This window comes from Sedimentitalea sp. XS_ASV28 (assembly GCF_041224545.1).
Lineage (GTDB): Bacteria > Pseudomonadota > Alphaproteobacteria > Rhodobacterales > Rhodobacteraceae > Sedimentitalea.
This window is the reverse complement of the sequence record NZ_JBGFGP010000150.1, coordinates 205,398-224,413: the sequence shown is the minus strand read 5'-3', so window position 1 is coordinate 224,413 and position 19,016 is coordinate 205,398. Positions and strand designations below refer to the sequence as shown.

16 protein-coding genes and 1 pseudogene are annotated in these 19,016 nt (G+C 61.2%); 16 read left to right on the top strand and 1 reads right to left on the bottom strand.

All coding sequences use genetic code 11. The annotated features are described in order from the left end of the window. Positions 1 to 1,007: pseudogene (locus tag AB9K34_RS16345) on the top strand (transposase); the annotation flags it as partial. Between the two features lie 1,062 nt (positions 1,008 to 2,069). On the opposite strand, the gene zapE reads toward AB9K34_RS16345, so the two are convergent. Continuing rightward, on the bottom strand, positions 2,070 to 3,128 hold the full coding sequence (gene zapE, locus AB9K34_RS16340) for a cell division protein ZapE (RefSeq protein WP_369955497.1): 1,059 nt from the start codon (positions 3,126 to 3,128) through the stop codon (positions 2,070 to 2,072). A 148-nt stretch (positions 3,129 to 3,276) separates the two neighbouring features. Here zapE and AB9K34_RS16335 point away from each other — a divergent pair, with 148 nt between their 5' ends. From AB9K34_RS16335 to maiA, 15 genes are all read left to right on the top strand, one after another. Next, entirely contained in the window at positions 3,277 to 4,515 is a 1,239-nt protein-coding gene (locus tag AB9K34_RS16335) for an MFS transporter (protein WP_369955496.1), read from the top strand. Positions 4,516 to 4,582: 67 nt separating this feature from the next. Then, positions 4,583 to 6,346 carry a dihydroxy-acid dehydratase gene (gene ilvD, locus AB9K34_RS16330; RefSeq protein WP_369955495.1) on the top strand — a complete coding sequence of 588 codons (1,764 nt, stop codon included), beginning with the start codon at positions 4,583 to 4,585 and terminating at the stop codon, positions 6,344 to 6,346. A gap of 220 nt (positions 6,347 to 6,566) precedes the next feature. After that, positions 6,567 to 7,328: a DUF6478 family protein gene (locus AB9K34_RS16325; RefSeq protein ID WP_369955500.1), complete on the top strand. Its 762-nt coding sequence runs from the start codon at positions 6,567 to 6,569 to the stop codon at positions 7,326 to 7,328. A 15-nt stretch (positions 7,329 to 7,343) separates the two neighbouring features. Next, entirely contained in the window at positions 7,344 to 7,733 is a 390-nt protein-coding gene (locus tag AB9K34_RS16320) for a hypothetical protein (protein WP_369955494.1), read from the top strand. Positions 7,734 to 8,091: 358 nt separating this feature from the next. Then, positions 8,092 to 8,916, top strand: coding sequence for a tRNA (guanosine(37)-N1)-methyltransferase TrmD (trmD, locus tag AB9K34_RS16315; RefSeq protein WP_369955493.1), 825 nt, complete (start codon positions 8,092 to 8,094; stop codon positions 8,914 to 8,916). A 306-nt stretch (positions 8,917 to 9,222) separates the two neighbouring features. Beyond that, entirely contained in the window at positions 9,223 to 9,606 is a 384-nt protein-coding gene (rplS, locus tag AB9K34_RS16310) for a 50S ribosomal protein L19 (RefSeq protein ID WP_369955492.1), read from the top strand. Positions 9,607 to 9,617: 11 nt separating this feature from the next. Then, positions 9,618 to 9,839, top strand: a complete 222-nt coding sequence (rpmE, locus tag AB9K34_RS16305) for a 50S ribosomal protein L31 (protein ID WP_369955491.1) — start codon at positions 9,618 to 9,620, stop codon at positions 9,837 to 9,839. A 149-nt stretch (positions 9,840 to 9,988) separates the two neighbouring features. Beyond that, positions 9,989 to 11,620 (top strand): sulfotransferase, encoded by a 1,632-nt coding sequence (locus AB9K34_RS16300; RefSeq protein ID WP_369955490.1) that lies wholly within the window; start codon positions 9,989 to 9,991, stop codon positions 11,618 to 11,620. Positions 11,621 to 11,762: 142 nt separating this feature from the next. Next, positions 11,763 to 12,572, top strand: coding sequence for a division plane positioning ATPase MipZ (locus tag AB9K34_RS16295; RefSeq protein ID WP_369955489.1), 810 nt, complete (start codon positions 11,763 to 11,765; stop codon positions 12,570 to 12,572). A gap of 97 nt (positions 12,573 to 12,669) precedes the next feature. After that, positions 12,670 to 14,031, top strand: coding sequence for a homogentisate 1,2-dioxygenase (gene hmgA, locus AB9K34_RS16290; RefSeq protein WP_369955488.1), 1,362 nt, complete (start codon positions 12,670 to 12,672; stop codon positions 14,029 to 14,031). Between the two features lie 50 nt (positions 14,032 to 14,081). Beyond that, positions 14,082 to 15,338: a fumarylacetoacetase gene (gene fahA / locus AB9K34_RS16285; protein WP_369955487.1), complete on the top strand. Its 1,257-nt coding sequence runs from the start codon at positions 14,082 to 14,084 to the stop codon at positions 15,336 to 15,338. Between the two features lie 79 nt (positions 15,339 to 15,417). Continuing rightward, positions 15,418 to 16,368: an MBL fold metallo-hydrolase gene (locus AB9K34_RS16280; RefSeq protein WP_369955486.1), complete on the top strand. Its 951-nt coding sequence runs from the start codon at positions 15,418 to 15,420 to the stop codon at positions 16,366 to 16,368. Between the two features lie 125 nt (positions 16,369 to 16,493). Continuing rightward, positions 16,494 to 18,113: an FAD-dependent oxidoreductase gene (locus tag AB9K34_RS16275; protein WP_369955485.1), complete on the top strand. Its 1,620-nt coding sequence runs from the start codon at positions 16,494 to 16,496 to the stop codon at positions 18,111 to 18,113. After that, positions 18,110 to 18,307 (top strand): DUF2783 domain-containing protein, encoded by a 198-nt coding sequence (locus tag AB9K34_RS16270; RefSeq protein ID WP_369955484.1) that lies wholly within the window; start codon positions 18,110 to 18,112, stop codon positions 18,305 to 18,307. Before AB9K34_RS16275 ends, AB9K34_RS16270 begins: the two co-directional genes overlap by 4 nt. Then, the gene (gene maiA, locus AB9K34_RS16265) at positions 18,300 to 18,935 is read left to right on the top strand and encodes a maleylacetoacetate isomerase (RefSeq protein ID WP_369955483.1); all 636 of its coding nucleotides are present in this window, start codon (positions 18,300 to 18,302) and stop codon (positions 18,933 to 18,935) included. Before AB9K34_RS16270 ends, maiA begins: the two co-directional genes overlap by 8 nt. The last annotated feature ends 81 nt before the right edge of the window (positions 18,936 to 19,016 follow it).

Sequence of the window (19,016 nt, the reverse complement as noted above, 5' to 3'; positions counted from 1 at the left end):
CTGCATCGGGGTCACCTGTTCGAGACCACGGTGGCCCGCTGTATCGAAGAGGGCCTGGTCAGCGGGCAAAGGATGGCCATCGACGCCAGCCTGATCGAGGCCGATGCCAACAAACAGAACTCGACGCCGAAGGAAGAGTGGGATGCGAAGCAGATCGATCCTGCCGACGCGCCCCGAGCCGTTCGCGAGTATCTGGACACTTTGGACGAGGCAGCGTTAGGTGCAGCCGAAGTTCACGTCCCATTCCGACCCGGCCAGCCAGTGGACTGCTGCACGTAAAGGTCCGGCATTCTTCAGCTATTCCGACAACTATCTGATCGACACGGACCATGGCGTAATTGTGGATGTTGAAGCTACCAGATCGATCCGGCAGGCCGAGGTTGGCTCGACCAAGACCATGCTCAAGCGCGTGAAGGCCAGGTTCGACCTCCATCCCGAGCGCCTGATCGCAGACACGGCCTATGGCACGGCCCCGATGCTGGGCTGGTTGGTCGACCAACAGATTGCTCCCCACATCCCGGTCTTGGACAAGTCTGGGCGCAGCGACGGCACTTGGACCCGCGCCGACTTCGAATGGGATGCGAAAAAACCAGTACATCTGCCCTGAAGGGCATGAGCTGAAGCAATTCCGCAGGAACTGTTCTGATCCGAACCGTGGGCCAACCGGCAAGGGCGTCGCCAAATACCGGTGTCTGAAGCATACTTGTCAGTCCTGCCCATCAAAGGCGCGCTGCTGCCCGAACATGGACTTCCGATCCATCACCCGCGAGGAACATGAAGATGCCCGGCAGGTCGCCCGCGAGATCGCCAAAACCGAGCAATACGTCATCTCGATGAAGCTGCGGAAGAAGGTTGAGATGCTCTTCGCCCACCTCAAACGGATCCTTGGCCTGAACGGGCTCCGATTACGCGGCCCATGCGGGGCAAATGACGAATTCCTCCTCGCTGCAACCGCCCAGAACCTCCGCAAGCTGGCCAAGATCCTTCCTGCACCGCAGCAACCGTGAAAAGCCTGACAGGAAAAGCGCTCACGCCATGTTCAGCCGTCGATATTCTGCACTCGCGAACGGGTGTTTTTCCACGGAATCCGCGGGTATCGATAACCAGCGCATCTGCCATTTTGCTCCATGATCTGCCCTCCGGGTGCCGCCGCATCCTTGGCTCGATGTACCTGCCGCAAGAGCGCCCGGCTCAAAACCTGAGATGCGAGCGCTTCCCCCGGGTGATGGTTTGTGATTTTTACTGTTCGGGAAGATGGAATATATCCGCACCATTGCCAGAGGCGTTTCGGGTGCGATGGAGCCTTGTAATCCGCCGAACCGGAACCGTTCGTGCCGCATCGCAGCGCACCCCAGGAGGAAAGGCGAATTCTCCATGGATCCGCGCGATGCAACTGGCCTACGAGTACATCCCGACGCGATTGGCCGGTTCCCGCTCGAGTTTGGTTTGGTGTACCGATAACGGATGAAGATCAAGGAAGCCCCCCGGTGGGGCGCCTCCCTGACGCAGACCCGGCGCGATCGGGCCGTGCCTCGCAAACAGAGTGATGACTGGATCGAACACCGTCTGCCGGCGGTCTCGCCCCGACCAGATCGCATTGCCTTCATCGACAAAACTTCCGTCATAACCAGCTGATCTGATGTATGGACTGATCGAAATGAGGGGCACCATGGATGGCGGAGGGTCAACCGCTCAGGTCAAGCCGGTTCTGATACAGGAACTGGGGTCAAGGTAGGGTCATTCGTCGGAAAACGATTCGCTGAACGCTCGTCTTTCCCTCAAACTCCCGCCGTCTTTCAGCCCCGACCTGAACCCGATTGAGATCGCGGTTTCAAAACTCAAGGCGCACCTACGAGGGATCGGAGTTCGAACATTCACCGATATGTTCGGCGCTCTCATGGAGATCTGCGCCCCCCACACTCAGGATGATTGCTGGACCTACGTCAAGGCCGCCGCATATGTCTCGGTACAAAGATCGGATGCTTTGACCTTTCCACTTCATCTTTGGCAAAATACTCCGGGGGAGACGCCCGCAGGGCGGCGGGGGCAGCGCCCCCATCATAATGAAATCACGCGCCCCAATCTGCGGCCTGCATCTCGCGCAAGCGGCTGGCCGTGCGCTCGAACTCGAAGGTTCCTTCGCCTTCGACATAGAGCATTTCGGGCTGATCCGCAGCAGACGCAATCAGGCGCACCTTTGCCTCATAAAGTGCGTCTATCAGGGTTACGAACCGTTTCGCTTCATTGAAGTTCTGCCGCGACAGGCGGGGGATATCCTCGAGTATCAGGACGCGTGTCGCCTCTGCGAGCGCCAGGTAATCCGCCGGGCCAAGCGCTACGCCGCACAGATCGTAAAAACTTGCGCGGGCGATGCCGTTCCGGAAGGCCGGGATCACGACATCCCGTTTGTTGACGACCAGGGTCAGGGGATCCGCCGGTCCCCCGGCGAGGTCTTCCCAGACCGATTGGATATCAGCCCGCGCCTCTGGACCGATCGGGGTGAAATAGACCTGCGCTCCCTCCAACCGGTGTTGCCGGTAATCCGTCTCGCTGGCCAATTCATGGATGACAAGCTTGGATTTGATCAGATCGATGAACGGCAGGAACAACTGCCGGTTCAGGCCGTCCTTGTAAAGATCGTCGGGAATTCGATTGGACGTGGTGACGATCACGATACCAGCATCGAACAGCTTTTCGAACAAGCGCCCCACGATCATGGCATCGGTGATGTCGGTGATCTGCATTTCGTCAAAGGCCAGCACCCGAAGTGACTGGATGACATCGGCCGCGGCAGGTTCCAGGGCATCGCGCGCACCCGCTTTCCGCGCCTTGTGCATCGCGGTGTGGATTTCCTGCATGAAGGCATGAAAATGCACGCGGCGCACGGGTATGTCATCCAGCGCCTCGACAAAGAGGTCCATGAGCATCGACTTGCCGCGACCGACTCCTCCCCACAGGTAAAGCCCTTTGACAGGTTCGGGGGCCTTGCGAAAAAGACCGCGCCTGACAGGCGTCGCGAGGGCCTTGGCGATGCGTTCGAACTCGGGAAGGACGGCCTCTTGCACCGCGTCGCGCCGCAGGCTGCCATCCGCGACGCGCGCGGCATAGATGTCGGAAACACGGCTCATGGCATACGCATAACGCGCCGAACCGGTGTTGGAAAGCGGTGGGTTCGGCGCGATGCATCAACGATTTTGATGCGAGAGGCAAAATATCCTGAATTGCGAATACGGGCGTTTTCTCTAGTTTACAGAACCGCACTTCAGGAGCCCGACGATGTATCAGAAACCGCCATTGTTCACGCCCGTTCTTCTGGTCGGCTGTGCCATCATCCTCGTCAGCTTTGCGATTCGGGGCTCGTATGGCGTGTTCCAGATTCCCATCGCCGAGGAATTCGGCTGGCCCCGGGCCGAGTTTTCGATGGCGATCGCAATTCAGAATCTGGCGTGGGGTATTGGTCAGCCGATTTTCGGCGCCCTGGCGGAAAAGATCGGCGACCGCAAAGCGATCATTGCCGGCGCGTTGATTTATGCCCTCGGGCTGGTCCTGTCTGCACAATCGGTCACCCCGCTTGAACATCAAGCCTATTCATGGCTCGTGGGATTTGGCATTGCCGGTACCGGGTTCGGCGTCATCCTCGCAGTGGTGGCCCGCGCCGCGAGCGACGAAAACCGCTCGATGTCCCTCGCCATCGTGACCGCGGCAGGCAGCGGCGGTCAGATTGTCGGTCCGCCGCTTGTCGAGTGGCTGCTCGGATTTCTTCTCTGGCAGCAGGTTTTCGTGATCTTTGCAATCGCGATTGCCGCGACGATCCTGACCTTGCCGTTCATGCGTGCTCCGGCACGTCAGGACGGTATTGTCGCCGGCGAGGGCATGGGCCAGGTGGTGGGCCAGGCGCTGCGGGATCCCACGTTCCTGATGATCTTCATGGGTTTTTTCAGCTGCGGCTATCAGCTCGGCTTTATCACGGCGCACTTTCCGGCCTTTGTCACCGAACTCTGCGGCCCGATCCTGCCCGGTGGCGTTCTGCACGGCATCGGCATCACCACCACGTCCGCGCTCGGCGCGATCGCGATTTCGCTGATCGGGGTTGCGAATGTCGCGGGGACACTGATTGCCGGCTGGGCCGGCAACCGCTTTTCAAAGAAATACCTGCTCGCGGCGATCTATACGGCGCGAACCGTGATTGCCGCCGCGTTTATCCTGATGCCGATCACGCCGCTGTCCGTGGTCCTCTTTTCGGTCGGCATGGGCTCGCTCTGGCTGGCGACGGTGCCCCTGACCTCCGGTCTTGTCGGCCAGATTTACGGGCTACGCTACATGGGCACGCTCTATGGCATCATATTCTTCAGCCACCAGCTTGGCAGCTTTCTCGGCGTCTGGCTCGGTGGGCGCATGTACGATATCTATGGAGATTACACCCTGGTCTGGTGGATCGGCATCGCGGTCGGCGCCTTCAGCGCATTGGTCCATCTTCCGATACGCGAACGCCCGGTAACGCTTGCCGCAGCCTAGCTTCACTCTTGTACCTCACCGGGCGCACGGCTATGCCCGATCTCAGCTAGTTTTCCGGAGGCCCGCCATGCTCAAGAGAAAGTTTGACAAGACCAACCTGCCCAGTCGTCACGTGACCGAGGGTCCCGAGCGCGCGCCGCACCGATCCTACATGTATGCGATGGGCGTCAGCGACGAGGAAATCCATCAGCCGCTGATCGGCGTTGCGACCTGCTGGAACGAGGCAGCGCCCTGTAATATCTCGCTCAACCGGCAGGCACAGGCGGTCAAGCTGGGCGTCAAGGCCGCCTCCGGCACACCGCGCGAATTCACCACGATCACCGTGACCGATGGCATTGCCATGGGCCATGAAGGCATGCGCAGTTCGCTGGCCAGCCGCGAGGCGATTGCCGACACGGTCGAACTCACCATGCGCGGGCATTGTTATGATGCGCTTGTCGGGCTGGCGGGATGCGACAAATCCCTTCCCGGCATGATGATGGCGATGGTCCGGCTCAACACTCCGTCGGTGTTCATCTACGGCGGGTCGATCCTTCCGGGCAAGGCTCCGCAGGTCAACGAAATTCCGGAAGATTTCCGCACCCGCGACCTGACGGTTCAGGACATGTTCGAAGCGGTCGGCCGCCATCAGAACGGCACCATGTCCGATGCCGCGCTCGACATGCTCGAACGCGTTGCCTGCCCGTCTGCCGGTGCCTGCGGGGGCCAGTTCACCGCCAACACCATGGCCTGTGTCTCCGAGGCCATCGGTCTTGCCCTGATGAACAGTTCGGGGATGCCGGCACCTTACGAATCCCGCGATCAATACGCCGAGGCATCGGGACAGGCGGTGATGAACCTGCTTGAAAAGAACATCCGCGCCCGCGATGTGGTCACCCGGCAGTCTCTGGAAAACGCCGCACGCGTGGTGGCCTGCACCGGCGGTTCGACGAATGCGGGGCTGCACCTGCCCGCAATCGCGCACGAGGCCGGCATCGATTTCTTCCTGCAGGATGTCTGCGACATCTTCCGCGAGACGCCCTATTTTGTCGATCTCAAGCCTGGCGGACAATATGTCGCCAAGGATCTCTATGACGCCGGCGGCATTCCTGTCGTGATGAAAGAGTTGCGCAAGGCCGGGCTTATCCACGAAGACTGCATGACCGCCACCGGCAAAACGATCGGCGAGGAACTCGACAAGATCGACCGCGAGGCCGATGGCCGCGTGATCTATCCCATCGAGAATCCGCTGACCAAAACCGGCGGCGTTGTCGGTCTCAAAGGCAACCTCGCGCCCGAAGGCGCCATCGTCAAGGTTGCGGGCATCCCGTCAAACCATCAGCGCTTTGTCGGCCCGGCGCGTGTTTTTGAATGCGAAGAAGACGCGTTCGAAGCGGTCAAGGCCCGTGGCTATGAAGAGGGCGAAGTCATCGTGATCCGCAACGAAGGGCCTTCGGGCGGTCCCGGAATGCGTGAGATGCTGGCCACCACGGCGGCACTTTCGGGTCAGGGTATGGGCAAGAAAGTCGCGCTGATCACCGACGGGCGTTTCTCGGGCGCAACCCGCGGCTTCTGCGTGGGCCATGTCGGCCCCGAAGCCGCTCAGGGCGGCCCGATTGCCCTGATCCAGACCGGCGATATCATCACCATCGATGCGCCAAATGGCGAAATCAGCGTCGACCTGACCGACGAAGAGTTGCAGGCCCGCAAGGCTGACTGGAAAGGGCCGCGCGAAACCATCTACGCTTCGGGTGCGCTCTGGAAATACGCCCAGCTGGTCGGTGCGACCTACAAGGGCGCGGTCACGCATCCCGGCGGAGACCAGGAAAAGCACGTCTACATGGATCTTTGACCCGCTGGCCCGGACGGAACGGAACCGTCCGGGCCAGCCTTCGACCTTGATCGTGCAGAGCCGACGAATCAGATAGGATGCGCAAGTGTCAGGGACGGCACCGGGCGCTGCATCACGTCATCAGCACGAGAGCGACATGCGGCACCATTGCCGGTTTATCCCCTTGCAACGAATTCGTTAAATATGCGCCAAGGAGGCCGACTTGGCAAAAGAACGAGCGATGCGCAAAATGATGAACCGGCTGCATAACGCGCGCGTCCGTCGCCGCTGGCGGCGCATTGCGAATACTGCAGACAAAACCGAGCCTGCGGAATTGCGCCAGCAACGCGCCGAAGCACGCCGGCTGGCCGTCATTCTCGATCGCCTGATGCATGTGGCCGATGGACGGCTTGCCGTGCCAAAACTCGGGTCGTGCTCTTTCCCCCGGCCACACGGCACCGACTGGGCCTGGCGTCCGGAGGTCTGGTGCGGTCCTCTGCCCTATCCCGGCCTGAGCTCAGTGACCAGCGAAGCCGCGCTCGGTGGCGAGGTTCAGGTGTTTCACGATTGCTCGGCGTCGGAACTGACCCTGCGCCAGTTGCGCAACAAACGGGCTCAGGATCTGGCCCCGTTCGGTTTGCGGATGGACGTGTTCCGATTTGACGGCTCGTTTCTTTCGCTGGCGATCGACCTGCCGACGGCGGCAGCGGAAAACCTGCAGCGCGATCACATCCTGCGCATCGAGAGCATTCTCGAAATCGAGTCCCCGCTGGACATCTACGCCCGCCTCAATATCGAGCACGGTCCCAACACCGAACAGATCAGTCGCAAACTGCCCTCGCATAACACGACGGCGCGCGTCGACTTCGATCTCGCCCACACCCGGATCAACGAGAAGCGGATCAACAAGATCTGGCTTGACCTGATTTTTGAAACGCCCGAGATGAATCAGGTCATCCTGCGTGACCTGACCTTTGCGCGCCATCGCCGTGCCGCGCTGTAACTGGAAACTTCTGCAATGAGTGATCTGATCCTGACCAAGATCCGCCTATTGAACGGCCAATGGGAAGGGCGCGTCTCTGCCCCGGCCCGCAGAGCGAAACCAAGGATCGAAGTGCGTCACCTCGATCAGCTCTTGGAGGATGTGAAACTGACCAGGGGCGCGGGCACCGGGCAATGGGATCTCTTGGTCCCGCTACCCAAATGGGCGCTGAGCGATGGTGTCCAGACATTCATGGTCATGGATGCCGAAAGCAATGAAAAACTCGGGGAATTCACACTTGTCGCCGGGGACATCGCCGCCGACAATCTGCGGGCCGAGGTCGATCTTCTGCGCGCAGAACTCGACGTACTCAAACGCGCATTCCGTCGCCATTGCCGTGAAACCGACCACACCGACCGGGGGTGAGCGCCGCACAGGCAGGTAAAAGATGGCCGGACCTCTCCGTCAACGCGGCGCTGCAATTGCGCCGAATTCCCTGATGACGGGGCACTTGATTGATCAAATCGCAACGTAGTCCGGATTGTATTCAAGACCACCGCTGGATCGGCCCGTTTGCGGCGGTGTCACTGCTCCGGCGATCAGCGGGACCAGTCCGTAGGCCGGGACAAGATCGGAACCGCAGGGCAGCTTTTTCCATGCGGTCTCACTCGATGCGCGTTTTCATGGGGTCGCCAAAGTCCGACAGGACAAATGTGGCACCTCCCAACAGCGCGAAGCAGAGATTTCCGTTTTCTTGCCCGCGTCATTCCCCTAAGACGCCGCCATGACCGAGCCAACCAAACCTTCTTCAGCCAATCACCGGTCGCTGGGCCGCAAGACCATCCGCGCGTCGTCGCAGCCGCGTGAGCTGATCACTCCGACTCCTGATCTCAAGGGGGTCTGGAAAGCCAGGGTCATCACCCTGTTCCCCACCGCCTTCCCCGGCGTTCTGGGTGAAAGCCTGACCGGCAAGGCGTTGCAGGAAGGACTTTGGCAGCTGGAAACGATCGACCTGCGCGGCTTTGGCATCGGCAAGCACCGCAACGTCGATGACACCCCGGCAGGCGGTGGCGCGGGCATGGTGTTGCGCGCCGATGTAGTCGGCCCGGCAATCGAGGCCGCGCAGAGCCATGCGACCGGAAACTGTCCGCTGATCTACCTGTCACCACGCGGTCGCCCGATGACGCAGGAATTGATGAAATCGCTCGCATCCGCGGATGGGGTCACCTTGTTGTGCGGTCGCTTCGAGGGCGTCGATGAACGGGTTCTCGAGGAATATGGCGTGCAGGAAGTCAGCCTCGGTGACTTTGTGATGACCGGGGGCGAAATCGCGGCACAGGCGCTGATCGATGCGACGGTCCGGCTATTGCCGGGGGTGTTGGGCAACGATGCCTCGACCGAAGAAGAGAGCTTTTCCGAAGGCCTGCTCGAACACCCGCAATACACCCGCCCCGCGACCTGGAAAGACCGCACGATCCCGGCGGTCCTGACCGCAGGAGATCACGCCAAGACCGCGCGGTGGCGGCGCGACATGTCCGAACGGATCACGAAACAGCGACGCCCTGACCTGTGGGCACGCTATCGGCAAGACACCGGCTCGGAAAGCTGACGAAAACCGTTCAGCGCGGGGTTGGCGCGCGCTGCAATCAATCCAGCCTCGCGCCAGAAGACCCCCCTTGATCACCCCGGTCAAACCTCCTATACCGCGCGAATTCCCGGTGGCGAAAGCGACTCGGGGCCTTTTTGCTGTTCGTCCGCCTGTTTTCTTCGACCTGCGCGGGGCTGGCAACAAGAAAGTGACCAAGGAATGACGACCTGATCTCTGGCGGGCACTGCGGTGGACCCGGTGAAGACCAAGAGCTCTGAGGACGCGCAAATCTTCGTGGATAAACCGCGAGCAATTAGGAGAGATGCGATGGATCTTATCGCACAGCTTGAGGCGGAACAGATTGCCGCCCTGGGAAAGGACATTCCCGATTTTAAAGCCGGAGACACCATCCGTGTCGGCTATAAAGTGACCGAAGGGTCGCGCACCCGTGTGCAGAACTACGAAGGCGTCTGCATTTCGCGCAAGGGCGGTAACGGTATCGCCGGCGCGTTCACCGTGCGCAAGATTTCCTTTGGTGAAGGCGTGGAACGTGTTTTCCCGCTGCACTCGACCAATATCGAAAGCATCACCGTGGTGCGCCGTGGCCGTGTTCGCCGCGCCAAGCTTTACTACCTGCGCTCGCGTCGCGGCAAATCCGCCCGTATCGCGGAAGATTCGAACTACAAGCCCAAGTCGGGCGCTCAGGCCTGAGGAGCGGACACATGAAAAAAGATATCCATCCCGACTACCACCTCATCGACGTCAAACTGACCGATGGGACCGTGATCCAGATGAAATCGACCTGGGGCAAGGAAGGCGACTCGCTGGCACTTGATATTGATCCCAGTGTGCACCCCGCATGGACCGGTGGCGGCACCCGCCTGATGGACACCGGCGGTCGCGTGTCCAAGTTCAAGAAAAAATACGAAGGTCTCGGTTTCTGATCGAACCGATCGATCCTGTTCGATGCAACGCCGCGGCCCTCGCCGCGGCGTTTTGCGTTTGGTGTCGTCGGGTTTCGTCACGACGGTGACGATTTGGCAAGGCTTTGCTGCCACCCTGCAGTGAAATCTGATACAGCACCGGAAACGCCATGTCCGTTCAGCTCCATATGCACGCGGATCAACCCTCTCTGGATGTCCGCAAGATCCTGACCCGCGCGGAAGGTGCGAGGCGCGCGGGCGACATCACCGGAGCGGCACGCGATTATGGCACCGTCCTGTCGCGGTTTCCGGGCAACCTGCGCGCGCGCAAGGCGCTTGCGGCGATCGGTTCGTCCGCCGCGTCGCTCCTTGCCGAAAAGGCCCGGCATTGCCAGCACATGCGCCAGTTTCACGAGGCGGCACAGCACTGGACCGATGCGGTCGCGCTCCGCCCCGGTCATGCAGGATTGGGCCTGTCACTGTGCCGCTGCCTGCTCGACATGGGGCGCGGCAACGCGGCGCTGGAGGCGGTGAATGCAGTGTTGCGATATCATCCGGATGACCCCGTGGCGCTGGACACCAAGGGGTGCATTCTGCGCGAACTCGGGCGGCTGGATGCGGCGCAAGACTGCCACATCGCGGCGATGCAACAGGATGGTGACCGGGCCGGACCGCTCAACCACCTTGGACTCATCGCACTGGCCAATGGCGACATGAAGCAGGCCGCCGATTATTTCGCCCGGGCCATCGCCCTCAGCCCGGATATCGCTTCGCTTCACCAGAACCTCGCCGGGTGCAAGACCTTCACCTCGGGCGATCCACATATTCGCCAGATGCAAGAGCTGCTGACACGCCACCGCAAGGACGATCCCGACGTCGCAGCCTTGCATTTCGCCCTGTTCAAGGCGCTGGATGATACCGGTGACAAGGATACCGCCTTTGCTCACTTGCTGCACGGCAACCGATTGTGCAAGGCCGCATCCGGTTTCGACATCACACGCGAGGCGCAGCGGTTCGCGTGGTACAAATCCCTGTTGGCCGAACCGCCCGACGCCCTGCCCCCCGACTATACCGACGCGCCGCGCCCGATCTTTGTCGTCGGCCTGCCCCGCTCCGGCACCACGCTGGTTGAACGCATACTCGGGCAAACGGATGACGCACAACCCGCCGGGGAGTTGTCGGTCGTGTCAAACGCCATCGTGCCGCTGCTGCGCAGGTTACAGGACGAAAACCGCCCGGCCCCGAGCCGCGACGACCTGCTTGAACTGCGCGCGCGGATCATCGACGGGATGGGGCGGCACTCGGACGGGTCGGCGGTGCTGATCGACAAGATGCCACTGAACTTCCGCTGGGCCGGGCTGATCTGCGCCGCGCTGCCCGAGGCGCGGATCGTCTCTTTGACACGCGCGCCCATGCCCGTGGCGTGGTCGCTGTTCCGTCACCTGTTCGCGTCGCCGGGGAATGGCTTTGCCTATGACATGGCCGACATCGCCGCCTACACGCTGCTGCACCGTGACATGATGCGCTTCTGGTCCGAGCGGTTCACCAGCCAGGTTTTCGATCTGGCCTATGCCGACCTGATCAGCAACACGGAACACACGGTCCGAAATCTGTTGAACGCCTGCGACCTTGGCTGGACCGATGCCTGCCTTGAACCGCAAACCGCAAAGACGCCGGTCCTGACCGCCAGCACAGCGCAGGTACGGCAGGGAATTTACCGCGACAGCGATCAGGGATGGCGCCGATACGAAGCGCATCTGTCGCCACTGGTCACCGCATTCGAGGCTGCCGGACTCACCTGACGCAGCCGCGGTTCGCCGACCATCGAAACTGCTGCGACAGGACCGGAAAACTCGCCGTGGGCGCTTTCCATCGTCCCACCCGCAACATATAGAGTGCCCAGCAAATTCTAAGCCGCGCCAAGCGGCAGCGGAAGGATCGGGCATGGCACATATCATCGTTGTCGGGAACGAAAAGGGCGGAGCCGGCAAGTCGACGGTTTCGATGCATGTTGCAACCGCCCTCGCACGGCTGGGCCACCGGGTCAGCGCGCTTGACCTCGACCTCAGACAGCGTTCGATGGGCCGATACGTCGAAAATCGCCGCGACTTTACCACGAAATCCGGCCTCGATCTTCCCGGACCGTCCTGCCATGATCTGCCTCAGGTCGACGCCGACACTCTGGACCCCGGGGAAAACGTCTATGATCAGCGCCTGTCCGTGGCTGTTGCCGAGCTCGAAACCGACAGCGATTTCATTCTGATCGACTGCCCCGGCTCGCATACAAGGCTAAGCCAGGTCGCCCACTCGCTTGCCGACACGCTGATCACCCCGCTGAATGACAGCTTCGTGGATTTCGATCTGCTCGCACGGATCGATTCGGAGGGCGAAAAAATACTCGGCCCCTCGGTCTATTCGGAAATGGTGTGGAAGTCGCGACAACTGCGCGCCCAGGCTGGATTGCAGCCGATCGACTGGATCGTGATGCGCAACCGCGTCGGCACGCAGCGCATGGTCAACAAGGAAAAGATGGAGCGCGCGCTGCGCCTCCTCGCCGCGCGCATCGGATTTCGGATCGCACCCGGATTCAGCGAGCGTGTGGTCTTTCGCGAGTTGTTCCCGCGCGGGCTGACCCTGCTCGACCTCAAGGATATCGGGGTGAAACAGCTGAACATTTCCAATGTCGCGGCCCGGCAGGAGCTTCGTGACATGATGAAAGCGCTCAATCTGCCCGGCGTGACACCCGACATCTGAGCGCCATTCGCCTGCGGGAATGCATGATTGTAAAATTTTGCGTTGTTAGTTACAAAATCAACTATTACCCCTGCCTCTGACAAACGGAGGAACCGCGATGAATCGTCCGACCAAGACCCATTCCATGATCCAGGCCGCCACCCCCACGGCGACCAGCCCCGGCTACATGCCCGGCTTCGGCAACGACTTTGAAACCGAGGCATTGCCCGGCGCCCTGCCCGAAGGCCGCAACAGCCCGCAGAAATGCAATTACGGTCTGTACGGCGAACAGCTGAGCGGCACCGCCTTTACCGCGCCCAGCCACCAGAACGAGCGGACGTGGTGCTATCGCATTCGCCCGTCGGTCAAGCATTCGGCGCGCTATCAAAAGATCGACCTGCCTTACTGGCGCTCGGCCCCGGATATTGACCCGGATGTCATTTCCCTGGGTCAATATCGCTGGGATCCGGTGCCCCATTCCGATCAGGAACTGACCTGGCTCACCGGAATGCGGACCATGACCACCGCCGGCGATGTGAACACCCAGGTCGGCATGGCCAGCCATATCTACCTGGTCACCGCCTCGATGCAGGATGCCTATTTCTACTCCGCCGACAGCGAACTGCTGGTGGTGCCCCAGGAAGGCCGGCTTCGGTTTTGCACGGAACTGGGGATCATCGATCTCGAACCGCGTGAAATCGCGATCATTCCGCGCGGGCTGCTGTATCGCGTCGAACTGCTGGACGGCCCGGCGCGTGGCTTCGTCTGCGAGAATTACGGCCAGAAGTTCGAACTTCCGGGGCGCGGTCCGATCGGCGCCAACTGCATGGCGAACCGCCGCGATTTCAAGACCCCCGTCGCCGCCTTCGAAGACCGCGACGCCCCCAGTACAGTCACCATCAAATGGTGTGGTCAGTTTCACGAAACCCGCATCGGCCACAGCCCGCTCGACGTGGTGGCATGGCACGGCAATTACGCACCGGTCAAATACGACCTGAGCACATACTGCCCCATCGGTGCGATCCTGTTCGACCACCCGGATCCGTCGATTTTCACGGTGCTGACCGCTCCCAGCGGCGTACCCGGAACCGCGAATATCGATTTCGTGCTGTTCCGCGAACGCTGGATGACGATGGAAGATACCTTCCGTCCGCCGTGGTATCACAAGAACATCATGTCTGAGCTGATGGGAAATATCTACGGTCAGTACGACGCCAAACCCCAGGGGTTCGTGCCCGGCGGCATGAGCCTCCACAACATGATGCTGCCTCATGGCCCGGACAAGAATGCCTTTGAAGGCGCAAGCAACGCCGATCTCGGCCCGGAGAAGCTCGACAACACCATGTCGTTCATGTTCGAAACCCGCTTCCCGCAGCATCTCACGGCGTTTGCCGCCAAGGAAGCGCCGCTGCAGGACGATTATATCGATTGCTGGGACGACATCGAAAAGAAATTCGACGGAACCCCCGGAACCAAGTAAGCCGGAGTGGACAGATCCCACATCCGTGACACGACGACAAAGGAAGACACATGCCCCTGATCAAAAGCTGGGTAGAGAGCGCCAACGCAGCTGACCATCCGTTTCCCCTGAACAATCTGCCCTACGGTGTCTTTTCCACCGCCGACACCGACCCGCGATGTGGCGTCGCCATCGGAGACATGATCCTCGACATGCAGGCTGCCGAGGAAAGCGGCCTGATCACCCTTGCGGACGTGGCGCTCTTTGAGATGCCGTTCTGGAACGACCTGATGGAAGAAGGTCCGGCAGTATGGGCCGCTCTGCGCGACCGTCTGACCGCGTTGCTCTCGGATGGCGCCGCCGACCGCGACAGGGTTGAGCCGCTGCTCGTGCCGATAGATCAGGCCACGCTTCATCTTCCCTTCATGGTCAGCGAATACACCGACTTCTATGCCGGGCGGAATCACGCCTTCAACGTCGGAACCATGTTCCGCGGCCCAGAAAACGCCCTGCCGCCGAACTGGCTGCACATCCCGATCGGTTACAACGGGCGCGCGTCCTCCGTGGTGGTGTCCGGAACCGGTATCCGCCGCCCCTGGGGTCAGTTGAAATCGCCGGATCACGATCTTCCGGCCTTCCTGCCCTGTCGGCGCTTCGATCTCGAGCTGGAAATGGGCGCCATCGTCGGCGTCGCCAGCGACGGGCCGATCACCGTCAAGGAAGCGGACGACGCGATCTTTGGCTACGTGCTCCTGAACGACTGGTCCGCACGTGACATCCAGGCCTGGGAATACCAACCGCTCGGACCGTTCCAGGCCAAGGCAACCGCCACCTCGATCAGCCCGTGGATCGTGACCAAACCGGCGCTCGAACCCTTCCGCGCCGACACGCCCGCGCGCGAATTCGAGTTGCTGGACCACCTCAGGGATTGCGGCCCGATGCTCTATGACATCGATCTTACGGTGACGCTCGCCCCGGAAGGCAAACCCGCCTCCACCATCGCGCGCACCAACTACAAGGAAATGTACTACTCCTCGGCCCAGCAACTGGCGCATCATACCACATCCGGCTGTCCGATGAATGTCGGCGACCTGCTCGGCTCGGGCACCATTTCAGGCCCGACCAAATCCGAGCGCGGCAGCCTGCTGGAACTCAGCTGGGGCGGTAAGGAACCCTTGCAACTGGATACCGGCGACGAGCGCAGCTTCCTGCTCGACGGTGACACGCTCACCCTGTCGGGCCATGCGCAGGGCGACGGCTATCGCATCGGCTTTGGCGATTGCTCGGGCAAGGTTCTGCCGGCGCTCGAAGAACCTTACGCGCGCTGACATTTCATCTTTGTCGAAAATACTCCCGCCGGAGGCTTCCCACCCTGCCACCGGCACAGACCTCAAAAGGACATCATACATGGCCAAGGCATTCGCATCCCAGGGCGATATGAGCGAAAAGGAAATCAGCTTTACCGAAGTTGGTGAAGGTCTCTGGGCCTTCACCGCCGAGGGCGACCCCAATAGCGGCGTCATCATCGGCGATGACAGCGTGATGATCGTCGAGGCCCAGGCAACTCCGCGTCTGGCCAACAAGGTGATCGAGAAGGTGCGCAAGATTACCGACAAGCCCATCAGCCACGTGGCGCTGACCCATTATCACGCGGTTCGCGTGCTCGGTGCCTCGGCCTTCGGCGCCTCGCAGATCCTGATGTCGGACATCGCGCGCGCCATGGTTGTCGAACGCGGCCAGGAAGACTGGGACAGTGAGTTCCAGCGTTTCCCGCGCCTGTTCGAAGGCCACGAATCGATCCCGGGCCTGACCTGGCCGACCACCACCTTCAGCGACAGCATGACCGTGTATCTCGGCAACCGCCGGGTGGATCTCATGCATCTGGGCCGCGCGCATACCGCCGGTGATATCGTCATCCACGTGCCCGATCAGAATGTCATGTTCACCGGCGACATCGTCGAATATCACAGCGCCTGCTATTGCGGCGACGGTCATTTCTCCGATTGGGGCGACACGCTGGACGCCATCAAATGGTTCGATGTCGATGCCATCGCCCCAGGGCGCGGCGACGCGCTGATCGGTCCCGACATGGTGAATGCCGCGATCGAAATCACCCGTGATTTCGTGGAAAGCACCTATCGCCCCGCCGCCCGGGTCGCCGCGCGCGGCGGTTCCCTGAAAGAGGCATGGGACGCGGTGCGCGCGGAATGTGATCCGAAATTCGCCGATTACGCGATCTACGAACACTGCCTGCCCTTCAACGTCGCCCGCGCCTATGACGAAGCCCGCGGCATCGACACCCCCCGCATCTGGACCGCGCAGCGCGATCTGGAAATGTGGGATGCGCTGCAAGGCTGAACCGGAACCTGCGATGGTTTGCCGAACGGAGATCCGCGCCGGCGAACCGTCGTCCGTGACCAGGCCGGATGCCGCGATCACGGCACAGGCTGCCCACGGACGGCCCATCGGAATGGAGGATACTGATGGCTTATGATTATACCCCTTTCCCCTATGTCGCGCCTCCGGGGCTGACGGGGACCGAACCACGCCATGCGGTGGCGATTGTCGGCGCCGGCCCCATTGGTCTGGCGATGGCCGTCGATCTCGCCCAACGCGGGATCAGATCGGTGGTGCTGGATGACAACAATGTGGTGTCGATCGGCAGCCGTGCGATCTGCTGGTCCAAGCGCACGCTGGAAATTTTCGATCGCCTGGGCATCGGCCAGCGCATGCTGGAAAAAGGTGTCACCTGGAAGGTGGGCCGGCAGTTCTACGGCGACAGGGAGGTCTACAATTTCGACCTGCTGCCGGAAGACGGGCACAAATATCCGGCTTTCATCAATCTCCAGCAATATTACGTCGAAGAATATCTCGTGGATCGCGCGGGTGAGTTCCCCGAGTTGATAGACCTGCGTTTCAAGAACAAGGTCGTCGGCCATCAGGACAAGGGCGATTTCGTCGCCTTGCAGATCGAAACGCCCGACGGTGAATACCAGATCGAAGCCGACTATCTGATCGCCTGTGACGGGGCCGGTTCGGCAACCCGGCAACGGATGGGCCTTGAATTCAGCGGCCAGACCTTCGAAGAGCAGTTCCTGATCGCGGATATCGAAATGGAGCAAAGCCCCTTTGGTGATGAGGACGTACCCGAACGCTGGTTCTGGTTCGATCCCCCGTTCCATCCGGGCAAATCCGCGCTGCTGCACATGCAGCCCGACAACATCTATCGCATCGATCTGCAGCTGGACGCAGACGCCGACGGCAAGGCCGAAGCCGCCGAGGACAAGGTCGTCCCGCGGATCAAGGCAATCGTGGGCGACAAGCCGTTCAAGCTCGATTGGGTCAGCGTATACAAGTTCCGCTGCATCAAGCTCGATCAGATGGTGCATAACCGGGTGATCTTTGTCGGTGACAGCGCCCATGTGGTCAGCCCGTTTGGCGCGCGTGGCGGAAATGGCGGCATTCAGGATGTCGACAATCTTGGCTGGAAGCTGGCCGCCGTGCTGACCGACAATGCCCCGGCCTCGCTGATCCGCACCTACCACCAGGAGCGCAGCCACGGCGCGGCGGAGAACATCAAGAATTCGTCGCGGTCGACAAATTTCATGACGCCGAAAACCCCGATTGAGGCGTTGTTCCGGGCCGAAGCGCTGACATTGGCGCAGGATCAACCTTTTGCCCAGAAACTGCTCAACTCGGGGCGGCTCTCGGTCCCATGCTCGCTCGAAGGCATGGATCTGCAAACCCCCGGCACCGCTCAGGTCGCGCCGGGTCGGGCGTTGATTGACGCACCGCTGGAGAGCGAAACCGGAACCAGCTGGCTGCTGAACGAAGTTCAGGGGCAATTCACGCTCGTCGGTTTTGGCGATGTGGTTCTGCCCAACCTGCCATCGGTGCGCAGGATCGGCATCAACCAGAGGGCGGATTACCCCTGTTTCACGGCGACCAATGGTCATGCGATCCGGCGTTACGGGTCGGGCAAGGCCTATCTTTTCCGCCCGGACGGTCACGTTTGCGCGGTATTCGACCCGCCGACGGAGCAATCGGTTCTCGCCGCCCGCGCACGGGCCCTGGGTGCCGAACTCGAGGAGAGCGCAGCATGAGCATTGCACCCGACAGGCTGAGCCCGGATCAGGATGATTTCTACAATACCCTGATTCAGGCCCATGAGGGGCTGAGCGAGGCCCAGAGTCACGCGATGAACGCCCGCCTGATCCTGCTGATGGCAAACCGGATCGGAGATCTGGCGGTATTGACCGACCTCATCGAGACCGCAAGAAGCTATGCCGATGACTGACGTCGTCCTGTATGATTATTGGCGCTCATCGGCCAGCTACCGGGTACGGATTGCCCTGAACCTTGCCGGGATCGCGTTTGACAGCGTAACCGTCGATCTCGTGAAAGGCGAACAGCGGTCGGCCGAGCATCTCGCCCGCAATCCGCAGGGTCTTGTTCCGGCACTTGAAATCGATGGTCTGCTGCTGACCCAATCGCTCGCGATCATCGAATATCTTGACGAAACCCGCAGGCTGAACCTGCTGCCTGCGGATCCGGCCCTGCGCGCCCGTGTTCGCGCCCTGTCGCATGCTATTGCGATCGACATCCACCCGATCTGCAACCTGTCCGTGGCGAAACACGCGCGGGACATCTCGGGGCAGGACGATGCGATGGAGCGATGGATGCAGCATTTCATCCGCCCCGGCATGCAGGCCTTTGAAACCCTGTTGGGCGGGTTCGAGCAATCGCCCTATTGCTGCGGAGAAACCCCGGGACTGGCCGATCTCTGCCTGATGCCACAGGTCTACAACGCCCGCCGCTGGGGCGTCGGGATCGACGACCTGCCCCGCGTCACGGCTGTCGAGGCCGCATGCGCGGCACACCCCGCCTTTGCCGCGGCCTTTCCCGATGCGTGCAAACCCTCCTGAGATCGGTCAAGGCACACAATCATCGCATCACGTGAAAAAGGCCGCCCAAATCGGGCGGCCCGCCGAAAGGATAAAGAGCCA